This window comes from Serratia sp. CY76391 (assembly GCF_052166695.1).
GTDB classification, from domain to species: domain Bacteria; phylum Pseudomonadota; class Gammaproteobacteria; order Enterobacterales; family Enterobacteriaceae; genus Serratia; species Serratia nematodiphila.
The window spans coordinates 1181016-1201181 of the sequence record NZ_JBJNOJ010000001.1; the positions used below are offsets into that span (position 1 = coordinate 1181016).

At 59.0% G+C, this 20166-nt stretch carries 27 protein-coding genes and 1 pseudogene; 15 read left to right on the top strand and 13 right to left on the bottom strand.

Going from position 1 to position 20166, the window contains the following annotated elements; translation table 11 throughout:
• Window positions 1–20 precede the first annotated feature (20 nt).
• From mnmA to rluE, 4 genes are all read right to left on the bottom strand, one after another.
• Window positions 21–1121, bottom strand: coding sequence for a tRNA 2-thiouridine(34) synthase MnmA (mnmA, locus tag ACJ8PN_RS05980; RefSeq protein WP_015377608.1), 1101 nt, complete (start codon window positions 1119–1121; stop codon window positions 21–23).
• 106 nt (window positions 1122–1227) lie between these two features.
• A complete protein-coding gene (locus tag ACJ8PN_RS05985) occupies window positions 1228–1674 on the bottom strand; it encodes an NUDIX hydrolase (RefSeq protein WP_004941205.1) in 447 nt (148 codons plus the stop codon).
• 9 nt (window positions 1675–1683) lie between these two features.
• Complete coding sequence (locus ACJ8PN_RS05990; protein WP_273889986.1) at window positions 1684–2022, bottom strand: lysozyme inhibitor LprI family protein; 339 nt, start codon at window positions 2020–2022, stop codon at window positions 1684–1686.
• A 22-nt stretch (window positions 2023–2044) separates the two neighbouring features.
• Complete coding sequence (gene rluE / locus ACJ8PN_RS05995) at window positions 2045–2671, bottom strand: 23S rRNA pseudouridine(2457) synthase RluE (RefSeq protein WP_021505540.1); 627 nt, start codon at window positions 2669–2671, stop codon at window positions 2045–2047.
• A gap of 131 nt (window positions 2672–2802) precedes the next feature.
• Here rluE and icd point away from each other — a divergent pair, with 131 nt between their 5' ends.
• Window positions 2803–4056 (top strand): NADP-dependent isocitrate dehydrogenase, encoded by a 1254-nt coding sequence (icd, locus tag ACJ8PN_RS06000; protein WP_015377612.1) that lies wholly within the window; start codon window positions 2803–2805, stop codon window positions 4054–4056.
• Window positions 4057–4142: 86 nt separating this feature from the next.
• Here icd and uspF read toward each other — a convergent pair whose 3' ends face one another.
• Window positions 4143–4598 (bottom strand): universal stress protein UspF, encoded by a 456-nt coding sequence (gene uspF / locus ACJ8PN_RS06005; RefSeq protein WP_004941216.1) that lies wholly within the window; start codon window positions 4596–4598, stop codon window positions 4143–4145.
• Between the two features lie 453 nt (window positions 4599–5051).
• Here uspF and tolA point away from each other — a divergent pair, with 453 nt between their 5' ends.
• Complete coding sequence (gene tolA, locus ACJ8PN_RS06010; protein WP_253718528.1) at window positions 5052–5549, top strand: cell envelope integrity protein TolA; 498 nt, start codon at window positions 5052–5054, stop codon at window positions 5547–5549.
• Window positions 5550–5697: 148 nt separating this feature from the next.
• A complete protein-coding gene (locus ACJ8PN_RS06015) occupies window positions 5698–6600 on the top strand; it encodes an HNH endonuclease (RefSeq protein ID WP_351107597.1) in 903 nt (300 codons plus the stop codon).
• A gap of 29 nt (window positions 6601–6629) precedes the next feature.
• Here the strand turns inward: ACJ8PN_RS06015 and ACJ8PN_RS06020 are convergent, their stop codons facing one another.
• Complete coding sequence (locus ACJ8PN_RS06020) at window positions 6630–6920, bottom strand: hypothetical protein (RefSeq protein WP_351107600.1); 291 nt, start codon at window positions 6918–6920, stop codon at window positions 6630–6632.
• Window positions 6921–7065: 145 nt separating this feature from the next.
• Here ACJ8PN_RS06020 and ACJ8PN_RS06025 point away from each other — a divergent pair, with 145 nt between their 5' ends.
• The gene (locus tag ACJ8PN_RS06025) at window positions 7066–7485 is read left to right on the top strand and encodes a GNAT family N-acetyltransferase (protein WP_166729888.1); all 420 of its coding nucleotides are present in this window, start codon (window positions 7066–7068) and stop codon (window positions 7483–7485) included.
• Here ACJ8PN_RS06025 and ACJ8PN_RS06030 read toward each other — a convergent pair.
• Both ACJ8PN_RS06030 and ACJ8PN_RS06035 read right to left on the bottom strand, forming a co-directional pair.
• A complete protein-coding gene (locus ACJ8PN_RS06030; RefSeq protein ID WP_004941224.1) occupies window positions 7482–7694 on the bottom strand; it encodes a hypothetical protein in 213 nt (70 codons plus the stop codon). The genes ACJ8PN_RS06025 and ACJ8PN_RS06030 overlap by 4 nt on opposite strands.
• A gap of 92 nt (window positions 7695–7786) precedes the next feature.
• Window positions 7787–8902, bottom strand: a complete 1116-nt coding sequence (locus tag ACJ8PN_RS06035; RefSeq protein ID WP_016928057.1) for an AI-2E family transporter — start codon at window positions 8900–8902, stop codon at window positions 7787–7789.
• Between the two features lie 294 nt (window positions 8903–9196).
• Between ACJ8PN_RS06035 and ACJ8PN_RS06040 the strand changes: the two genes are divergently transcribed.
• Window positions 9197–9334, top strand: coding sequence for a hypothetical protein (locus ACJ8PN_RS06040; RefSeq protein WP_004941229.1), 138 nt, complete (start codon window positions 9197–9199; stop codon window positions 9332–9334).
• An 85-nt stretch (window positions 9335–9419) separates the two neighbouring features.
• Here the strand turns inward: ACJ8PN_RS06040 and ACJ8PN_RS06045 are convergent, their stop codons facing one another.
• Together ACJ8PN_RS06045 and ACJ8PN_RS06050 are read right to left on the bottom strand one after the other, a co-directional pair.
• Window positions 9420–9629, bottom strand: a complete 210-nt coding sequence (locus ACJ8PN_RS06045) for a tautomerase family protein (RefSeq protein WP_015377620.1) — start codon at window positions 9627–9629, stop codon at window positions 9420–9422.
• A 17-nt stretch (window positions 9630–9646) separates the two neighbouring features.
• Window positions 9647–10387 carry an SDR family NAD(P)-dependent oxidoreductase gene (locus ACJ8PN_RS06050; protein ID WP_048323043.1) on the bottom strand — a complete coding sequence of 247 codons (741 nt, stop codon included), beginning with the start codon at window positions 10385–10387 and terminating at the stop codon, window positions 9647–9649.
• Window positions 10388–10509: 122 nt separating this feature from the next.
• Here ACJ8PN_RS06050 and ACJ8PN_RS06055 point away from each other — a divergent pair, with 122 nt between their 5' ends.
• A complete protein-coding gene (locus tag ACJ8PN_RS06055) occupies window positions 10510–11412 on the top strand; it encodes a LysR family transcriptional regulator (protein WP_442534709.1) in 903 nt (300 codons plus the stop codon).
• Here the strand turns inward: ACJ8PN_RS06055 and ACJ8PN_RS06060 are convergent.
• The gene (locus ACJ8PN_RS06060; protein ID WP_442534710.1) at window positions 11387–12595 is read right to left on the bottom strand and encodes an MFS transporter; all 1209 of its coding nucleotides are present in this window, start codon (window positions 12593–12595) and stop codon (window positions 11387–11389) included. The two genes, ACJ8PN_RS06055 and ACJ8PN_RS06060, sit on opposite strands and share 26 nt — an antisense overlap.
• A 228-nt stretch (window positions 12596–12823) precedes the next feature.
• Between ACJ8PN_RS06060 and ACJ8PN_RS06065 the strand changes: the two genes are divergently transcribed.
• From ACJ8PN_RS06065 to ACJ8PN_RS06085, 5 genes are all read left to right on the top strand, one after another.
• Window positions 12824–13282: a hypothetical protein gene (locus ACJ8PN_RS06065; protein WP_442534711.1), complete on the top strand. Its 459-nt coding sequence runs from the start codon at window positions 12824–12826 to the stop codon at window positions 13280–13282.
• Window positions 13283–13379: 97 nt separating this feature from the next.
• Entirely contained in the window at window positions 13380–13796 is a 417-nt protein-coding gene (locus tag ACJ8PN_RS06070) for a DUF2000 domain-containing protein (RefSeq protein WP_004941246.1), read from the top strand.
• A 72-nt stretch (window positions 13797–13868) separates the two neighbouring features.
• Window positions 13869–14900: a LacI family DNA-binding transcriptional regulator gene (locus ACJ8PN_RS06075; protein ID WP_171453838.1), complete on the top strand. Its 1032-nt coding sequence runs from the start codon at window positions 13869–13871 to the stop codon at window positions 14898–14900.
• 180 nt (window positions 14901–15080) lie between these two features.
• Window positions 15081–16004 carry a TIM barrel protein gene (locus tag ACJ8PN_RS06080; RefSeq protein WP_351107619.1) on the top strand — a complete coding sequence of 308 codons (924 nt, stop codon included), beginning with the start codon at window positions 15081–15083 and terminating at the stop codon, window positions 16002–16004.
• A 14-nt stretch (window positions 16005–16018) separates the two neighbouring features.
• On the top strand, window positions 16019–17191 hold the full coding sequence (locus ACJ8PN_RS06085; RefSeq protein ID WP_442534712.1) for a Gfo/Idh/MocA family protein: 1173 nt from the start codon (window positions 16019–16021) through the stop codon (window positions 17189–17191).
• A 13-nt stretch (window positions 17192–17204) separates the two neighbouring features.
• On the opposite strand, the gene ACJ8PN_RS06090 is transcribed toward ACJ8PN_RS06085, so the two are convergent.
• Window positions 17205–17555 carry a GFA family protein gene (locus ACJ8PN_RS06090; RefSeq protein ID WP_060559549.1) on the bottom strand — a complete coding sequence of 117 codons (351 nt, stop codon included), beginning with the start codon at window positions 17553–17555 and terminating at the stop codon, window positions 17205–17207.
• 141 nt (window positions 17556–17696) lie between these two features.
• Here ACJ8PN_RS06090 and ACJ8PN_RS06095 point away from each other — a divergent pair, with 141 nt between their 5' ends.
• Window positions 17697–17906, top strand: coding sequence for a hypothetical protein (locus tag ACJ8PN_RS06095; protein WP_004941260.1), 210 nt, complete (start codon window positions 17697–17699; stop codon window positions 17904–17906).
• Between the two features lie 203 nt (window positions 17907–18109).
• Entirely contained in the window at window positions 18110–18754 is a 645-nt protein-coding gene (locus tag ACJ8PN_RS06100; protein ID WP_351107626.1) for a Qnr family pentapeptide repeat protein, read from the top strand.
• A gap of 9 nt (window positions 18755–18763) precedes the next feature.
• On the opposite strand, the gene ACJ8PN_RS06105 is transcribed toward ACJ8PN_RS06100, so the two are convergent.
• A complete protein-coding gene (locus ACJ8PN_RS06105) occupies window positions 18764–19144 on the bottom strand; it encodes a hypothetical protein (RefSeq protein ID WP_223523961.1) in 381 nt (126 codons plus the stop codon).
• Between the two features lie 578 nt (window positions 19145–19722).
• Here ACJ8PN_RS06105 and cspE point away from each other — a divergent pair.
• Window positions 19723–19935: a transcription antiterminator/RNA stability regulator CspE gene (cspE, locus tag ACJ8PN_RS06110; RefSeq protein ID WP_351107630.1), complete on the top strand. Its 213-nt coding sequence runs from the start codon at window positions 19723–19725 to the stop codon at window positions 19933–19935.
• A 114-nt stretch (window positions 19936–20049) separates the two neighbouring features.
• A pseudogene (locus ACJ8PN_RS06115) lies at window positions 20050–20128 on the top strand.
• Window positions 20129–20166 lie beyond the last annotated feature (38 nt).

Below are 20166 nucleotides of genomic sequence, written 5' to 3' on the forward strand. Positions count from 1 at the left end.
GTTTTTCTTTTGCCGGGCAGTTACGCCAGGCGCTGTTCGATGATGCCGCCGCCGAGGCAGATTTCGCCCTGGTAGAACACCGCCGACTGGCCGGGGGTGACGGCGGAGACCGGCTCGTCGAAACGCACTTCGATGCGTTCGTCGTCGAGCGGGGTCACGGTGCAAGGGATATCCTGCTGGCGATAGCGGGTCTTCACCGTGCAGCGGAACGGGCCGCTCAGCGGCAGACGATCCACCCAGTGCAGCTGCTGCGCGATCAGGCCTACGGACATCAGGCGCGGGTGATCGTGCCCCTGTGCAACCACCAGCACGTTGTTGGCCACGTCTTTATCCACCACGTACCACGGATCTTCGCTGCTGTCTTTCAGGCCGCCGATGCCCAGCCCTTTGCGCTGGCCCAGGGTGTGATACATCAGGCCCTGGTGTTCGCCGACGGTCTGGCCGTCAACGCTGACGATCGGGCCCGGCTGCGCCGGCAGGTAGCGGCCGAGGAAGTCGCGGAACTTGCGCTCGCCGATAAAGCAGATGCCGGTAGAGTCTTTTTTCTTGGCGGTGACCAGCTCCAGCTGCTCGGCGATGCGGCGCACCTCCGGCTTCTCCAGCTCGCCGACCGGGAACAGGCTCTGCGCCACCTGCTCGTGGCTCAGGGTATAGAGGAAGTAGCTCTGATCTTTGTTGCCGTCGACACCGCGCAGCAGGCGGCTTTTGCCGTCCACGTCCTGGCGGCGCACGTAGTGGCCGGTGGCGATGAAATCGGCCCCCAGATCTTCGGCGGCGAACTCCAGGAAGGCTTTGAATTTGATCTCTTTATTGCACAGGATGTCCGGGTTCGGCGTGCGGCCGGCCTTGTACTCTTCCAGGAACAGCTCAAACACGTTGTCCCAGTATTCCGCCGCAAAGTTCACCGTGTGCAGTTCGATGCCCAGCTTGTCGCAGACCGCTTGCGCGTCGGCCAGATCGGTCGCGGCGGAGCAGTACTCTTCGTCGTCGTCTTCTTCCCAGTTCTTCATGAACAGCCCAGCGACCTGATAGCCCTGTTGCTGTAACAGATAGGCGGTAACGGAAGAGTCGACGCCGCCGGACATACCGACGATTACTTTTTTCTGGCTGTTGTCTGACATGGGGATCTCACGAACTTGAACACGAACCGTGCTGATAAAAACAAGCGCAGGATTTTACCACGTTGGCCGCGCCGGCGCACTGTTCATCTTGTGCTGCCCGGTGCCCTTAATGCGGCCAGGCGAAGCTGCCGACCAGCGACAGCGGATAGCGCTCCGGCTGCTGATAGCTGCGAATGCTCTCCGCCACCAGCGCGGAACGCAGGTTGGGCGCCTGCAAAATCTCGTCGGCGCTCAGCCACAGGCAGCGATCGATGTCGCTGTCGTGCGGCTCGGTCGGCAGCGGCTGTTCCAGCTCGATAACGAAGCAAAAACGCAGGAACGGCGTGCGATCCGGCGCGATCCACTGGTGCAGCCGCAGAAACGCCTGCGGCGTGGCGCGGATGCCGGTCTCTTCCCACAGCTCGCGTTCGGCGGCCTGCACCAGCGTCTCGTCGGCCTCCAGATGGCCGGCCGGCTGATTCCACAGCGCTTTGCCATTGATGGTTTCTTCGACAATTAAAAATTTGCCGGCGGCGTGCACCACGCAGGCGACGGTGACGTGCGGTTTGAACATGCGGTCTCCTTACAGCGGTTTGTCGATGCGCCGGTAGATGTCGTCCAGCTCGGCGATGCGGGTGCGGTAACTTTGCAGCAGGCAGGCGGTGTCGCCGCCGCACCGCTGGCGCTTGGTCAGCCAGGCCTGCTGGCTGTCCTGCATCGCGCCGCGCGCGCCCATGGCGAACAGGCCGCGCAGGAACTGGTATTTGGTGGCCATTTGCACGTCCAGATCGTTCAGCGTGCGGTCGGCGCAGATGGCGCGCTCATCGCCGCCTGCCGCCTTGGCGCAGTCGAAGCTGGCGGCAGGGGCGGCGAACGGGGCCGCCAGAGCGGCGAGCAGCAGCGCGATCGGAGTAGATTTCATGGCGCCTCCATCAGTTATCGGTCTACAAGGAATCGATGATTTTCCATTCACCGGGCTGCAGTGAACCCAGCGAAAGATTACCCATACTGTAGCGAATCAGGCGCAGGGTAGGGAACCCGATATGCGCCGTCATGCGACGCACCTGGCGGTTTCGCCCTTCGAACAGGGTGATTTTCAACCAGCTGGTGGGGATGGATTTGCGTTCGCGGATCGGCGGGTTGCGCGGCCACAGCCACTGCGGCTCGGCCACCAACTCCACCCCGGCGGGCAGCGTCGGGCCGTCTTTCAGCGTGACGCCGCTGCGCAGCGGAGCCAGATCGCTCTCCTGCGGCGCCCCCTCAACCTGCACATAGTAAATTTTGCCGGTGCGCTTGCCTGGTTGGGTGAGCTGTGCCTGCAGCTGGCCGTCGTTGGTCAGCACCAGCAGCCCCTCGCTGTCGCGATCCAGGCGCCCGGCGGCGTAAACGTCGGGGAAGGGGATGTACTCTTTCAACGTGGCGCGGCCGGCTTCGTCGGTGAATTGCGGCAGCACGTCGAAGGGCTTGTTGAATAACACAATGCGGCGCGGCCCCTTCGGCGCGGCGGGTTTGGCGGCATTCGGCTTGCTGAATCGTTTAACGTTGTGATTTCTAACAGAGAATTTTTTCATAACGGTTGAGATTACGGATGATAAGCGCATTATAACCGAATCCGTTTCGGATTGGCGCGGACCGAATATTCAAGTAGTATCTACACGCATCTTACAAAGCATTAACAAAATTGCGCTTGAAGGAGAGGTTGATGGAAAGCAAAGTAGTTGTTCCGGCAGAAGGTAAAAAAATCACGGTTGACGCCCAGGGTAAACTGGTTGTTCCTCATAACCCGATCATTCCGTTCATCGAAGGCGACGGCATCGGCGTTGACGTGACTCCTGCCATGATCCACGTGGTTGATGCGGCCGTTAAAAAGGCTTACCACGGCGAACGTAAAATCTCCTGGATGGAAATCTACACCGGCGAAAAATCTACTCACGTTTACGGTAAAGACGTGTGGCTGCCGGACGAAACTCTGGACCTGATCCGCGACTACCGCGTCGCCATCAAAGGCCCCCTGACCACCCCGGTCGGCGGCGGCATCCGTTCTCTGAACGTGGCCCTGCGCCAGCAGCTGGACCTGTACGTGTGCCTGCGCCCGGTGCGTTACTACCAGGGCACCCCAAGCCCGGTGAAACAGCCTGAGCTGACCGACATGGTGATCTTCCGCGAAAACGCCGAAGACATCTACGCCGGCATCGAGTGGAAAGCCGGCTCCGCCGAAGCGGACAAAGTGATCAAATTCCTGCGCGACGAAATGGGCGTGAAGAAAATCCGCTTCCCGGAGCAGTGCGGTATCGGCGTGAAGCCATGCTCCGAAGAAGGGACCAAGCGTCTGGTGCGTGCGGCGATCGAATACGCCATCACCAACGACCGTGACTCCGTGACCCTGGTTCACAAAGGCAACATCATGAAGTTCACCGAAGGTGCCTTCAAGGATTGGGGCTATGAGCTGGCGCGCGAAGAGTTCGGCGGCGAGCTGATCGACGGCGGCCCATGGCTGAAGATCAAGAACCCGAACACCGGCAAAGAGATCGTGGTTAAAGACGTGATCGCCGACGCCTTCCTGCAGCAGATCCTGCTGCGCCCGGCGGAATACGACGTGATCGCCTGTATGAACCTGAACGGCGACTACATCTCCGACGCCCTGGCGGCCCAGGTCGGCGGCATCGGCATCGCGCCGGGCGCCAACATCGGCTCCGACTGCGCCCTGTTCGAAGCGACTCACGGCACCGCGCCGAAGTACGCCGGCCAGGACAAAGTGAACCCAGGCTCCATCATCCTGTCCGCAGAGATGATGCTGCGCCACATGGGCTGGTTCGAAGCGGCTGACCTGATCGTTAAAGGCATGGAAGGCGCCATCGCCGCCAAGACCGTGACCTATGACTTCGAACGCCTGATGGAAGGCGCTAAACTGCTGAAATGTTCAGAGTTTGGCGACGCTATCGTTAAACACATGTAAGTGTGTTCAGCGCTTGAATGAGAACGGGAGCCTTAGGGCTCCCGTTTTTTTTTACGGTTCAAATATGTGTGAGGTGTCGGACAGGTTCACTGAGTGGCGTTAGCCGATTCACGCACCACCAGCACCGGGCAATTGGCGTGGCGGACGACGGCGGTGGCATTGGAGCCGAGGAGATAAGTGATCGCAGAAGGGCGGTTGGAACCCATCACGATAATCTCCGCGTTGAGCGCATCGGCGAGCTCCAGGATCTGATCTTTAGGATCGCCGACGGCAACGTGCGTGGTCACTCTATCTTCAGGCACGCTGAATTCTTTGGCCGCTTTTGCCAGCCCCTCGGTTGCTACCGCAATGATTTCGTCTTTGGTTTCTATCGCCGCCGTGGCGGCAAAGCCGAAAGCGGCATAGGTGGCGCGCGATGGGATCACCGCCAGGAAATGGACGTGGGAGTCTTCGAGCCTGGCGAGCGCGTTGACATGCGGGATGACCTGCTGTGTCAATTCCGGCTCGGTAATATCCACGGGAACCAAAATAGTTTTGTACATACTCCCTCCTTATCGTTTTCAAAAAACTCCACTTTTTGGATTATAGCTGCTTGACGCCGAGAAAACGGCGATCGGTATGGCAGAACCAAAGAAATTGACCGCCAAAAGGGAAAGCATGCAGAAACCGTTGTTGTGGCAATCGATTAGAAGCGGCTGATCTGGCCGTTAAAGGCATGTGACGGCGTAACAAGCTGGGTGTTCGTGAACATGGCATCCAGCGATCCGGTTTATCTCAGCATTGTGAGCCAAAAGACCGTGTTGAAATTTATGTGTAGTGCTTACAAAGGATGAGCGAAAACGTGTATGCCGCCGCTGTCTATTCATACGTTATTCTGTCAAAAATTGGTGCGTCACTGCTGGTGTAGTGACGGACTTCACAGCCCCTGGCGAAAGTTTTAAGGTCAGTTGCGGTGTATATTGATCCTGTATAACGTATTGGCCGGGGCTCTTTGCGTGGCCCAGCGTCAACTGATTTCACTACAGAGAATTATCCATAAGGACAGGGATATGAAAATAACGCATTCAGGCTATAAAACCGGCGTTGCCACAGTATTGGCGGCGATGACCGCGCTGGCATTAACGGGGTGTGCCAAGAGCACGGCCCCCAGCCAAACCGATCCGGTAAATAAAGAGGTTGACGATCTTTTCACCAACCTTGGCGACCCAAAGACGCCGGCACCGGGAAAAGAGAAAGAACACTATATCGCCCAGTTGCAGGCCGCGATTCAAAGCCATTTGAAAGATGCCGAAGCCTACTCAGGCAAGCGTTGCACATTGAGCATCAAGCTGGCGCCGGACGGTATGCTGATCAGCATTCGGGCTGAACAAGGGGAACCGGAACTTTGCCAGGCCGCGATCAAAGCAATCGCCAATGCGCGTCTGCCTAAGCCGCCAACGGCCGCGGTTTACGAAGCGGTCAAAAGCAGCACGTTGGAATTTCGCCCGCAGTGAATAAACAATGCGGTTTCCGTGCAACGCTATCCCGGTCAAGGCCGGGATTTTTTATTGCCGTCACCCTGCGTTAATGGGTGAAAATCACTAAAGCCCTTGATGAATGGTGACGATAACCCTTAAAACTCCTGATTATAAAAGAGTGGCCATGCGTTTTTTCTGGGTCAACATCGGTGGCAGCGTCGCGGAAGTTTTGAAGGGCGAATTCCTGTGGGCGCCGCAATATGGAATAAATAAGACTGGGAACATGTTTAAACCTGCCGGGTGGGAAACGGTCAAAAAAGTCAAAGAGGGTGACCTGATTTTTTGCCACAAGGGTAGGAAGATCATCGGCGTGGCGACAGCGGTACGCGATGCTTACTCTGCACCGCGGCCTGAGCATCGGGTCGCGGGACCGCCGCATATTGAGGGTACCCAAGTCGATTTGGAACTGACGCGTCTTGAACTCCCTATTGATGTTTCCCTTTTTAATCAGGCGTTCATACGCATGCACAACCAGGCTTGCCTTCCGCGCGTTTTTAATAAGAAAGGCGGATGCACCGAAAACTATATGTGCGAGATCCCCGCGCCGGCAGCCGCGTTGATCGCCGGTTTTATCTCGGAAAATCTCTCTATCAACCTCCATGCGGATACCGTCGAAATCACCAGAGAGGTCGGTGGTGAGCAAGAAAGGGTGATTCAGGCGCGGATTGGGCATGGTCCCTATCGCGATAAAATGTTTAAGCGGTGGGGAAATCGGTGCGCCGTCACGGGGATTGCGGAGCCGTCCATTCTCATTGCCTCTCACATCGTTGCCTGGTCGATTGCGACCCCAGAAGAAAAAGTGGATCCGCACAATGGTTTGCCGTTAATCCCCAATCTGGACAAGCTGTTCGACCGTGGCACGATCAGTTTTGCCGATGACGGACGTTTGCTGTATTCACGAACGATGAGCGGTTTGCTATGTGAGCTAAGGATCCCGTTGGACGCCAATATTAGCGGGTTGTCTGAAAAGAACAGAGCTTACCTGCGGCGGCATCGAGCGAGATGGGGTTTTGAAGTAGAGCCCTGATGCAGGTTTGCAAATCAGGGCCGGCGCTCCTAGCGATACATCATCGCGCTCACGCGCTCGCTCCGATCGTTAAAACCGTTGCTGCGCATCGTGACCACATAGTAGCGATAGTGATGTTTCTGTGCGTATTCGCGCACCAGATCTTCGGCGAACAGGCCGCTGAAGGTGACGGTGGTGACGAACGTCAGCCCTTTCACTTCGTTGGTGCCGATCTCTTGCGGGGTGCCGATATACGGCGGCGGGAACACGGTTTTGTGGAACTGGCAGCCCGCCAGCAGCAGGGTAAACAGCAGGGCGGCGGGTATTTGCGGTATGCTCATCGGGAAAAGCTTTCCTTCCTTGGCGTGTGTTTTAGTAACTCTATAATAGGATTACAAAATTCGGCGGGGATGTAAAAATTATCCCGCTTCGGTTGCCGTTTCGTTGAAGCGGTGTCGCCGTATCCATCAGCATGAGGATTAAAACATGTTTGTTCGCCAGGCCACTGACAGCGATGTCGCAGCCCTGACCGCCCTCGACAGCGTCGCCGAACACGAACCGCAGCGCGCGGCGCAGATCCGCGCCTGGTGCGGGCAGGGGGATTGCTATCTTGCCGAGGAACAGGACGTGGTGATGGGATACGGTGTGCTGCACTATCACTTCTTCGGCTGCGGCTTTATCGAGATGCTGATGGTCGGCGAGCGCTATCGCCGCCGGGGCGTCGGGCAGGCGTTGATTACGGCATTGAAGTCCCATTGCCGACACCCGAAGCTGTTCACTTCCACCAATCGTTCCAACCTGCCGATGCAGCGGCTGCTGCTGAACGCCGGATTTGTCGCCAGCGGCCAGATTGACAATCTCGATGACGGCGATCCGGAGCAGGTCTTTTTTATCCCGCTGCGCTAATACAACCGGACATCGACCGCCTGCTGTTGCAGCCAGGTGCTGACGTAGCCATAAGCGGCATAGAAGGCCAGCAGCGCGAAGATCAGCACCGAAAGCGAGGCCAAAAATTTGACGTCGCCGTGCTTCGAAAGCTGGTAAGCGCAAGAGATAAAGGCCAGCAGGCACAGCAGGGTGAAGGCGATGGCCAGCGTGGCGTAGAAAATAAGCATAACGAAACCCGTTCTTCCTTGTGAGCCTGGCAAGGATACCACAGACAAAAAAGGGGCCCAAACGGGCCCCTGCGTGATTCGCTGCGGGAGGTTTACTCCACCGCGTCGGGATGGTTTTTGCCTTCCTCGATAAATTCTTCGTCGATCTCTTCGATATTCTCCTCGCTGTCGCGGCCGGACAGGATGTTCCAGCAGGCGATGAACAGCGCGGCGATCAAGGGGCCGATGACGAAGCCGTTGATGCCGTAGATCTCCATGCCGCCCAGGGTGGAGATCAGGATCAGGTAGTCCGGCATTTTGGTGTCTTTGCCCACCAGCAGCGGGCGCAGGATGTTGTCCACCAGGCCGATCACCACCACGAAGAACACCACCAGGAAGATGCCTTTCCACAGCATGCCGGTGGCGAAGAAGTAGATCACCGCCGGCACCCAGATGATGGCGGAGCCCACGGCCGGGATGATCGACAGGAATGCCATCAGCGCGCCCCACAGCAGGCTGCCGTCGATGCCGGTAAAGTAAAACGCCAGCCCGCCGAGCGCGCCTTGCACCACGGCGACCACCACCGTGCCCTTGACGGTGGCGCGGGAAACGGCGGCGAACTTCACGAACAGGTGGTGTTTCACGTGCTGGGAGAGCGGCAGCGCTTCGAGCGCCAGGTTCACCAGATAGGGGCCGTCTTTCAGCAGGAAGAACAGCAGGTAGAGCATCACGCCGAAGCCGACGACGAAGTTGAAGGTGCCCTTGCCGATCAGGAACACGCTGCCCGCCAGATATTGCCCGCCCTTGAGCGCCACCTCGGAAAGCTGCTTTTGGATCTCGGCGGCGCTGTTGAGGTTATGCTCCGCCAGGAAGCGCTGCGCCCAGCCGGGCAGGTGGCGCATAAAGTCCGCCAGCATGGTCGGCAATTGGCTGTTGTTGGTCTGCAGCTTGGTGTAGATCACGTTGAATTCCATCGCCAGCGACGAGGCGATGATCGCCAACGGCGTGAACACGATCAGGCAAATCAGCGCCACCGTCAGCAGCGACACCACGCCGTTGCGTTCGCCGACGTACTGCTTCAACTTCTTTTTCACCGGATGGAAAATCACCGCCAGAATAACCGCCCACAGCACCGAGGAGTAATATGGCCCCAGCACGTCGAGAAAAGCGGCGGTAACGATGAACAGGATCAGAATAAAGAATCCCTTGGAAATGCCTTTAGACATCATAGTCGTCCCTCAAAAGATGAATTTTCAGCATAGATGAACTGAATGAAAACAACACTATCATCACCTTTGCTTAACCGGTAGGGGATTTTTAGTGGCGTATTCCATAGGGTTATTAAGGGCAAGGCGGGCGCCGCACGGTGAACAGGCGGCGGCGTGAGAAAAGAAAGAGGGCTAAATAATTAACAAAATTTATCGATTGTGTTTCATTTTGTGAGCCGCGCTTGCCGCCTGCGCCAGGCTTTCCTAGTTTTTAGGAGGGCGGCCGTTCGCCCGATACCACGAAGGAGTATGCAAATGACTGAACACAAACGACTTGCCGTTATCGAAAAGGTGCTGCTGATCGCTTTCGCCGGTGTGCTGGTTTATCTTGCCGCGACCGGCGCCTTGTCATTATCGGGTCTGGACCATCACTGGCCTTATCCTTCGCGCTGAGCGTGATTGATCTCACCACGCAGACCCGATAACGATAACTAGCAGCTGTACCCTACAACACTGGATCCCCAGAATAAATCGCCCGTCATTCGCCTCGTTCTTTGGCGCGCAGGGCGGTGACGCTCTCTCCGCCGACGCCCCAGTTGTCGGTGGCTACCTCGTCAATCACCACGAAAGTGGTGTGGCGTGGCTTATTCAGCACCTGCTCCAGCAGCGCGGTGGTTCCCTCGATCAGCATGCGCTTTTGCGCGGCGCTGACCCCTTCGTCGGTCACTTTAATGTTGACGTATGGCATGGCGTTTCTCCCCGGTTTCACCAGACGCCGGCGGTGGCGCCGCCGTCAACCGCGAGCGCCGCGCCGGTAACGAAATTGGCGTCGGTCAGATACAGCACCGCATCGACGATGTCCTGCGGCTGGCCGACGCGGCCGGTTGGCGCCAGTTGCCGCATCTGCGCCAGACTCTGTTCATCATTTTGATGCATCGGCGTGGCGATGATGCCGGGCGCCACGGCGTTGACCATCACGTTGTGCGGCGCTAACTCCAATGCCAGCTCGCGCACGGCGTGGTTAAGGCCGCCCTTGATTAGCACCGGCAGCAAGGCGGGCACTTTGCTGTTGGGCTGCATGGCGATCGACGCGGTGATGGCGACGATGTGGCCGGCGCCGCGTTGCTGCATATGCCGGGCGGCGGCCTGCGCCGGGTAGAAGAAGCCTTTCAGATTGGTTGCCACCATCGCGTCGACCTCCTCCGGCGTATAGTCGGCGATCGGCTTGGCGATAAATATACCGGCGTTATTGATGAGAATATCTACCTGACCAAAAGCCTGTATCGCCAGGCTGAACAACCGTTCGGCGGTTTCCGGCAGCGCAATGTCTCCCGGCGCCAGCAGCAGATTGGTCGGGCGGCCGAGTTTGTCCGCCGCCGCCTGCAGCCGTTCAAGCGAACGGGCGTTTGCGACAACCTGATAGCCGCGCGCCAGGTAGGCTTGCGCGATGGCGAAGCCCAGGCCGCTCGATGCGCCCGTGACGATGACCGTTTTTACTTTGCTCATTTTCTCTCCTCGACAGGATAGGGATTGATCGTACGTGAACGGTAATCCATACCTGATGATTGAAAAATGAGGGGGAAAGAACTTTAATTTATACCTTATGTAATGAATTAGCAGGGAGAGACATGCAACGCCATTTTGACGACGTTCAGGTGGGCAGCATCGAGCTGTTTTGCCTGACGGTAGAAACCGGCAGCTTCACCGCAGCGGCCAATGCCGCCGGGATAACCCCTGCGGCGGTCAGCCGCTCGGTCGCGCGCCTGGAGACGCGATTGCAGGCGAAGCTGTTTATCCGCACCACGCGCCAGATGCGCGTCACGGATGCCGGCCAGCGTTATTACCTGGAATGTCGCCGGGCGCTGAGCCAGCTGATGGAGGCTGAGGCGAGCATTTCCGGCGAACGGGACAAACCGGTGGGCACGCTCAGCATCAGCGCGCCGACGCTGTACGCGCATTTTAGGCTGTTGCCGCGTTTGCCCGAGTTTGCGCAACGCTATCCCGATCTCAAGCTGAATCTGCACGTCAGCAATCAGAATATCGATTTCTCCGAAGATAAATTCGACGTCGCCATTCGCGGCAGCGAGCTGAACGACTCCGGCCTGGTGGCGCGGCGTCTGGAGGAGGCTGAACTGATCGTGGTGGCGACGCCGGGCTATTTGCAACGCCACCCTGCACCGCTAACGCCGGCGGATCTGGCCCGGCACGATTGCATTCAGTATGCGTTGCCCAGCACCGGCAGAAAAACCGCCTGGACGTTTAAGGTTCAGGGCGAAAACAGCAACGTGGATACTGCCGGGCGCTGGCTTTGCCAGGAAGATTACCTCGCTACGCTGACGCTGGTGAAAAGCGGCGCCGGACTGATGCAAGTGTATCGCTTTACCGTCGAACAAGAGTTGAGCAGCGGGGCGCTGGTCGAGGTATTGAAAGATTATGCCGGCGCCTCGCGTCCCTTCATCCTGCTTTACCTCTATGCGCGCTTTGTCCCGCTGAAGGTGCGGAAATTCATCGATTTCCTGACGCAAGCGTAGCCGCCAGCGCCAATACCGCTCCAGACACCGCCGCCGCCAGCACCAGCCACGCCGGGGCCGCCCAGCCGGCTGCGGCCACGATGGCGCTCAGCGCGACCGGGCCGATCACCTGGCCGAGGTAGTTTCCCTGCATCACCAGCCCGAGGCTCAGCGGCAGCAGCGTCGGTTCCGGCGTCGCCGCCGGCGTGGCGGCCAGAATGGTGGCGGGCAGTATGCCGGCGATGGCGCAGAACAGGAAACACAGCGGGATCAGCAGGCCGTTGGGCGTCATCGGCAGGAAAATGCCGACGCCGAAGACCCCGATCAACAGGCTGGTGGCGGCGAGCAGCGCTCTGGCGGGCAGCCCGCGCGACAGCAGCACGCCGGCGGCGAGGTTGCCGATGATGTTGGCCGCCACCGCCGCCGCGCTGATGCCGCCAGCGGCCGCCAGCGACAGGCCGATGCGCTGCATCAGAAAGATCGGCAAAAAGGTCATTACCGAGAAAAACTGCAGGTTGTAAGCGGTGAACATCAGCGCCAGCAACAGCGGCTGGCGCGCCCGCAGCATCGCGCCCAGCGCCTGCCGCAGCGGCAGAGACGGCGAGTGCGCGTCGGCAGCGCGGCGGGACGTGGTCAGCGGCAGCAGCAGGGCGGCCAGCAGCGTCAACGCCGCACCGGCCTGCCAGCTCTGTTGCCAGCCGGCGAGATGGGGGCCGAAAAACAGCGAAATGGCGATGCCCGCCGGCATGAAGGTGCTCCAGATGCCGAACACCAGGCTGCGCTGCGCCGGGGCGACGATGCGGTTCAGCACCGCCGGCGAGGCAACCACCACGATCACGAAGCCGAGGCCTTCGACAAAGCGGCTGACGATCAGCCCGCTGAAGTCGTGCAGCGTGGCGCCGGCGAAGCTGGCGGCGCTGATGATCAGCAATCCCAGCGCCAGCAGGCGCCGGTCGCCCCAGCGGCGCACCAGCAGCCCGGCGGCGATGCCGCCGAACACCCCGACGAAGGGAAAGGCCGAGATGACCCAGCTTAGCGTCTCCAGCGAGCGGCCGAACTCGGCCTGCAGCGCCGGCAAGGCAATGGTGGCCTTGCCCACGTGCAGCGCCGCGGCGATGCCGGCGAACAGCACGTTGATGACGGCCAGCCAGGGCGTGGCGGCGGGGGAAATGCGGTCGATGGCGTCCGGTTTAATCGCGGTCATAACACTCTCCAGTGGCGGTAACGCCCTCACTATGCGTCTGCGCTACGACAGAAGTCGTTCAAATGCTGCGCTGCCACGTGGGGAAATTATTCATTTCGAGCTTTAATTTGCGCGCCTCGTTGTTTGGTGCGCCAGCGTGCCGCCCTGCGTGGACGCGGGTGCCCGTTCAGCGGTTTACTGTTCCGGCACGCAGCAGGCGTGTTGAATTCACTTTATAAGGAGCAGTGTATGTCAGAGATGATGAACGAGAGTGGGGCGCCGGCCATTGAATGGAGCTATGGCGGCCGGGGCGATGATATCAGCAGCAGCCTGATCCTCGACACGGTTGAGGAGCAGCCGCAGGGTTTCCTGATGACGGTCGATCGGCCGGTGCAGATCTTTACAGAGGCGCTGTCGCCGCTGATGGCCTTTGTCACGCTGCTGCGCCCGCTGTACGCCAAGACCAGCGCAGGCTTCCAGTATGTGCCGGTTTCCAACCCCTGGACCGACGTGCAGCGCCTGCCGGCCAGCGCGGGCTATCTGGGCGTGCAGGTCAACGCCGGGCTGTTCTTCCATGGCGCCAAGCCGACGCACTATAAAGATCGCGACGGCCAGATTAAACCGATCGACGGCGGTACTCTTTTGCAGAACATCACCGTGCTGCATCAGGTGGCCCAGCCGCTGGGGCCTGGCGAAGGCGCGGTCTGAGCCGGCAGTGCTATCATGGGGCCGGACGCGGCCCCTTATCGTGCCTTGAAACCGTGTGCCGGTTGGGTAAACTGGCTGTCTATTCAAGGAGAAGAGTATGTACAGCGACAACGAGAAAAAGTTTTATATCATCCTCAACCGCAATCACGAACCGGCCACGCTGTTTAACGCCTCTTGCCATCTAACGGCGGGCATCACCGATCTGATCGAGCAGCGCGAGTTTCACCACTATCCGAGCAGCCTCGACGGCGTCAGCGCCAATATGAGCCACTACCCGATCGTCATCCTGCAGGCTAAAAACAGCAGCCAACTCAGCAACCTGATCCTCAAATGCAAGGAGGAGGGCGTGCTGTCCAACTTCTTCACCACCACCATGCTGTCGCACTCCGCCGAGCAGCAGATCGCCGACACCGCCAATACCCCTTACGAGCAGCTGGATTTCGTGGCGGTGGCGCTCTACGGTGACACCGAGCAGCTTAAGCCGCTGACCAAGAAGTTCTCCGTCTACCGTTAATCGCGAACGGCATCACATCAGGGGCGGCAACGGCTATGATATTTTTCCATCAAATCGTTGATGGAGATGAACATGAGCGGCAAGAAAACCACCATGGCGGCCATCGCCAGAGAGGCGCGGGTCGGCATCGCCACCGTCGATCGGGTGATCAACCAACGCGCGTCGGTGCGGCCCGCCACCCAGCGCCGGGTGATTGAGGCGGCGAAAAAGTTGGGGTTCGCGTTGGAGAAGTCCCACTGCCTGTCGGCGGTGCTGGGCAGGCCGGAACGCCGCCTGAGAATGGGGTTCATCCTGCTGCGGCGCGAACACTCTTTCTATGCGCAACTGGCCGATGAACTGATGGCGCAAGCGGCGCCGTATCATGAGCCGGGTCTGCCGCCGCAGTTCATCTTCCACTCTCTCAATGCCATCGGCGACACCGCAGCCGCCATTAGCCAATTGAGCCGCCAGGTGGAAGCGATCGGCGTGCTGGCGCTGGATCACCCCCTGATCCACTATGCCGTAGAAGAAGCCGCCCAGGCGGGCATCAACGTTTTCGCGCTGCTGTCGGATTTATCGGTGCCCAGCCGCGCCGGCTACATCGGTCTGGATAATCAAAAAGCGGGCCGCACCGCCGGTTGGGCGGTGGATCGTCTGTGCAGGCGGCAGGGCGACGTCGGCGTGATCATCGGCGACAACCGTTTTACGTGTCAGGAGGCCTGCGAGATCGGTTTTCGCTCCTACCTGCGTGAGCAGATGAGCGGCCAGCGCGTGCTGGAACCTGTGCGCAGCCTCGAGGACGCGGAAACGGCGCGCCGGGTCACGCGTGAACTGCTGGCGAACCACCCGGAACTGGCGGCGCTGTACGCGCCGAGCGGCGGTGTGGAGGGCATTATTCAGGCGTTGCGAGAGAGCGGCCGGCAGCGCGACATCACGCTGGTGTGCCACGGCCCGGTGCAGGGCGGTGAAATGGCGCTGCTCGACGGCACGGTGGATCTGCTGCTGTGCCACCGCATTCCCGAATTGGCCGCCACGATCGTCGAGACGTTACTCGCCGCCGATGAACAACCGGGATTACGCCACATCATTAATCGCTTCGATGTGATCACCAAAGAAAACCTCTGACGGCCGCTGAGCCGTATTCTGCTGGGCGCAGCCAGACGCTGCCTATATTTGATTAAAAAACATCAAATATTTTATCAAAAATAGCGCGATCTCTATCAAAAAATAAAATTTTCATTATTGATGGTTTTGGAATTTTTGTTTGATACTGCCGGCATTCCCTGCAAAAAAGAAGCCGTCGCCATGACTTTGCCTATCGCCAATGCGCCCTGCAGTTGGGGCGTGGATGATCCGAACAACCCCCATTTGCCGCCCTGCGCCACGGTTCTGCAAGAAGCCTCGGCGGCCGGCTACCGCAGCATCGAGCTGGGGCCGTGGGGCTATCTGCCGACGCAGAGCGAGGCGCTGTGCGCCGCGCTGGAGCAGCATCGCCTGTCGCTGGTGGCCGGCACGATTTTTGACGATCTGGTCAGCGAGGCGAACATTGAGCGCCTGCTGGACCTGACGCATCGGATTTGCCGCAACCTCTCGCGGGCGCCCAGGGCGGAGCCGAGCGAGGGCGATCGCGCCGCGCCGCCGTTCCTGGTGATTATCGATTTCGGCAATCCGCAACGCGCCAGATTCGCCGGGCGTTCAGATTTAGCGCCGCGTTTGTCGCAGGCGGAGTGGCAGAGGATGATCGGGCACATTACGCGCATCAGCGAACTGGCCTGGCGGGAATACGGTGTGCGGCCGGTGGTGCATCCGCACGCCGGCGGCTGCATCGAGTTCGCCGACGAAATCGACCGGTTGGCGGCGGACATTCCGCATCACACCGCCGGATTGTGCCTGGATACCGGCCATCTGTATTACGCCGGGCTGGACCCGGCAGCCTGGCTGAGCAAGCACTTTGATCGCCTCGATTATCTGCACTTCAAAGACGTCGATCCGCAGGTGTTCCGCGAGGTGCTGGCGCGCGGCGTCGATTTCTTCACCGCCTGCGCCGAGGGCGTCATGTGCCCGTTGGGCAGCGGGGCGATCGATTATCCGCAGCTGCGTATGCTGTTGGCCGAGCGCGGATACCGGGGCTGGATCACTATCGAGCAGGAGCGCGATCCGCGCAATGTGCAGGGCAGCCTGCAGGACGTCACCGCCAGCTTGCGCTACTTGCGCGGCCTCGGCTTTTAATCAGGAGAAACACGATGATCAACGGCAGCAAACCTTTGGCGAGATCGTTGCGCTGGGGCATGATCGGCGGCGGCGGCACCAGCCAGATCGGTTACATCCACCGTTCGGCGGCCTTGCGCGACGGCGCGTTTACTCTGTTGGCCGGCGCGTTCGACATTGACGCCGAACGCGGGCGTGATTTTGGCCGGAGTCTGGGCGTGGCGGCGGAGCGCTGTTATGCGGATTATGCCGAGATGTTCCGCGCCGAAGCCGCGCGGGCGGACGGCATCGAAGCGGTCTCGATCGCCACGCCGAACAACACCCATTACGCCATTTGCCGGGCGGCGCTGGAGGCGGGATTGCACGTGGTGTGCGAGAAGCCGCTGTGTTTCAGCGTCGAAGAGGCGCAGGCGCTGGCGGCGCTGTGCGAGCGGCAGCGCAAAGTCATCGGCGTGACCTATGGCTATGCCGGGCACCAGATGATTTTTCAGGCCCGGCAGATGATTGCCGATGGCCGGCTGGGGGAAATTCGGCTGGTGAATATGCAGTTCGCCCACGGCTTTCACGCCGCGCCGGTGGAGCAGGATAATCCCAGCACTCGCTGGCGGGTCGATCCGCGCTTTGTCGGCCCCAGCTATGTGCTGGGCGATCTGGCGACCCACACGCTGTTCCTGGCGGAAACCATGGCGCCGCAGCTGAAGATCCGGCGGCTGCTCTGCAGTCGACAAAGCTTTGTGCCGTCGCGCGCGCCGTTGGAGGACAACGCCTATGTGCTGATGGAGTATCACAACGGCGCCATCGGCTCCGTGTGGGCTTCGGCGGTCAACTGCGGTTCGATGCACGGCCAAAAGGTGCGCATTGTCGGTGAAAAGGCCAGCCTGGAGTGGTGGGATGAACAACCCAATCAGCTGCGCTTCGAAGTGCAGGGCGAGCCGGTGCGGATCCTGGAGCGCGGCATGCCGTATCTCGCCGCGTCGGCGCTGGCGGACGATCGCATTGGCGGCGGCCATGCGGAGGGGCTGTTTGAAGCCTGGTCGAATCTTTACCGCCGCTTCGCGCTGGCGATGGACGCCACCGATCGGCGCGACGCGGCCTTCCTGGCCGACTTCTGGTACCCGGACGTGCAGGCCGGCGCGCTGGGCGTGAAGTGGGTGGCGCGCTGCGTGCAATCCGCCGAAACCGACGCCGGCTGGGTCGCCTTCGACTGAGCGCGCGATTCGCTCAGACGCTGGCGCCGTCGTAGGCATGGATCTGCAACGCATCCAGCACGACGTCCGGCACGCAGCGCAGGTTAACGGCGCACATCGCGGCGCCGTCAGGCGCAGTGCCGTAGGCGAAGGGCTGGGCGCCGCAGGTCCGGCAAAACTGATGGCGGATCTTGTGCTGATTGAAGGTGTAGGTGCTGAGCCGGTCTTGGCCGCTGCTGAGCGTGAACGCGCTGATGGGAAAGAACGACAGCAACAGCCCCTTGCGGCGGCAGATCGAGCAGTTGCAGCTGAGGGCTTCGGTGGGCAGTTCGGCGTCTACGGAGAAGGTGACGGCGCCGCAGTGGCAGCTTCCCTGGAATGACATGGCGGTGATCCTGTGGCAGGAGGGCGGGTTTGCCCAGTATAGTGCAATTTATCGCCATTCGGCCGCACCGAGCGGGGTTTCCTTAATAAATGCGCGGTTTTCTGGTAGGTTAAGGTTTAACGTCATCAAAAGGAGATCGCGATGTTAGAACATTACTATCCGGCCAATATGGGCGCCGAACCGGTCACGGACGAACAGCACAAACGGCTGGTGGCGGTGCAGGCGGCGCTGGAACTGATCAAGGCCACGCTGTCGGATACCAACGACGGCAACGGCGTGGACTTCCAGCTGAAGGCGGCAGAAAAGCACATTGGCCCGATGGCCGACGCCATTCAGGAAGCCCTGAAGTAACGGTTCGCCGTCACGTCAACCGCCCGTATCGGGCGGTTTTTTTTGCGCCGATTACTGCGGTCTTTTACGACGCCAGCGGCTCAAGCCATCATCAGGTGCCCGTTCATATTCCGCTCTCGCGCCTTTGCTCGACGGCGGTTGCCAACCGCGCCGGAATAGGGTTAAATGCCGCGTTGACTGTATAAATAAACAGGGGTATTGCAATGAGCCTGGCGCTGAAGGGTGAGAAGATCGCGCGTAACCGCTTTACCGGCGAAAAAATTGAAAACGGCAGCTTTATGCTGTGTGATTTTTCGGGCGCCGATCTGACCGGCACCGAATTCATCGGCTGTCAATTTTACGATCGCGACAGCCGACAGGGCGGTAACTTCAGCCGCGCAATCCTGAAAGACGCGAGTTTTAGAAGCTGCGATTTATCGATGGCCGATTTCCGCCACGTTGACGCATTAGGGTTGGAGATCCGCGAATGTCGCGCGCAGGGCGCCGATTTTCGCGGCGCCAGCTTTATGAACATGATCACCAGCCGCACCTGGTTTTGCAGCGCCTATATCACCAAAAGCAACCTGAGCTATGCCAACTTCGCCAAGGTGGTGTTGGAGAAATGCGAGCTGTGGGAAAACCGTTGGCACGGTGCGCAGGTGCTCGGCGCCAGTTTCAGCGGCTCCGATCTGTCCGGCGGCGAATTCTCCGGTTTTGACTGGCGCGCCGCCGATGTCACCCAGTGCGATCTGAGCAACGCGGAACTGGGCGAGTTGGATTTGCGCACCACCGATCTGCAGGGCGTTAAAATGGACAGTCACCAGGCCGCTCAACTGCTGGAACGGCTGGGGATCGCAATCATCGGCTGAAGGGGAGGGTTACCGCGATGGTTGGGCAAATAAGCGATTGAACGCTTGATCCGCGTCCACGGGAATGCGGCGTTGCATTACCGGGATAGTGAAACGCGGATCGCGCACAAAGTGCCGAGCTTGCTCGTTGAGCGGCACGACGGCGATCGCCAGATTGTCGTTAGCCTGCATGACGCCTTCCTGCTCGAACAGGGCGAATACCGGCGCGTGGCGCGCGTTGCCCAATGAGCAAGCCGAAATCCAATAATCGCCGTCTTGGGCAAATTTGCACTGCGCCGCTTGCGGGCCAATCGCGCTGATTTGTTTGGCTATCAAGGCGTTCGCGTTTTCCACATAGCTTGGCGGTGCCGGCTGGCAGCCCGCCAAACTGAGCGTCAGCGCCGTCAGCATCAGTGTTCTTTTGCCCATCATAGCCATCCTTGAGGTCATTTCCTGTAAAGTAAAATAATTATCCTAACAACGATAATGCGTCAGTGTCGAGAACGGATTGATTTATTAAGCTTTTATTTCTCTTTCATGACGATTAAGCGGTTTTCTCTGTTTTATAGCAGAGAACGGTTTTGCGTGAAGGGAAGAATAGAAAGCGGAAGTGGAGGCTGTTTGCGTGTTCATGATCGGCCCCGGCGCGGCGAGTCCAATCGTTCGTTATTTTTCACCCCGAACGCCGCGTAGATAACCCTGAGCTGGCGGCAGATGCAGGCGGTGATTTGCGGTAATAAATTTATGAGGCAGATGAATATAATTTAAAATATATCTTGCTTAAATAATTTAGCTGTGTGTAAATAGCGTCATCGGTTTGTAGTACAGACCTTATGAAAGCAGTTTTAGTAAAGCAGTTCTCAGTATTAGCGATATCCCTCAGATACCTCTTCTTCCGCGAATTCTCTTCTCTAGTGCCCCATAAGTTTCCAATAAAAACAGACCTCTATCGCCATGTGGCGTCGCAAAAATATAAAGGAAATATCTCTATGTCCAATAAAATGACTGGTTTGGTAAAATGGTTTGATGCAGGTAAAGGCTTTGGTTTTATCACCCCGGCAGACGGCGGCAAAGATGTGTTCGTACACTTCTCCGCTATCCAGAGCAACGATTTCAAAACGCTGAACGAAGGCCAACAGGTTGAGTTCACTATCGAAAATGGCATGAAGGGGCCTTCTGCCGGCAACGTGGTCGCGTTATAATTTTCGGCCGAGGTGCAATTTCTTACGACAGCGATGATGGTTTAAGCCGGAGCAGTTAAGCAATGAAATCCTCAGCCTGAATAAACTCCGGGTTCGCCCGGAGTCTTTCTCGATACGTCATTAGCTCAGCAGGAAGAGCGGCAGCGAAATTATTCGTTGGCGGACTGGGGTTCGATTCCTCGATGACGTTCCAATAATTAATGATTATTGGCAACAGAAAAACAGATTGCC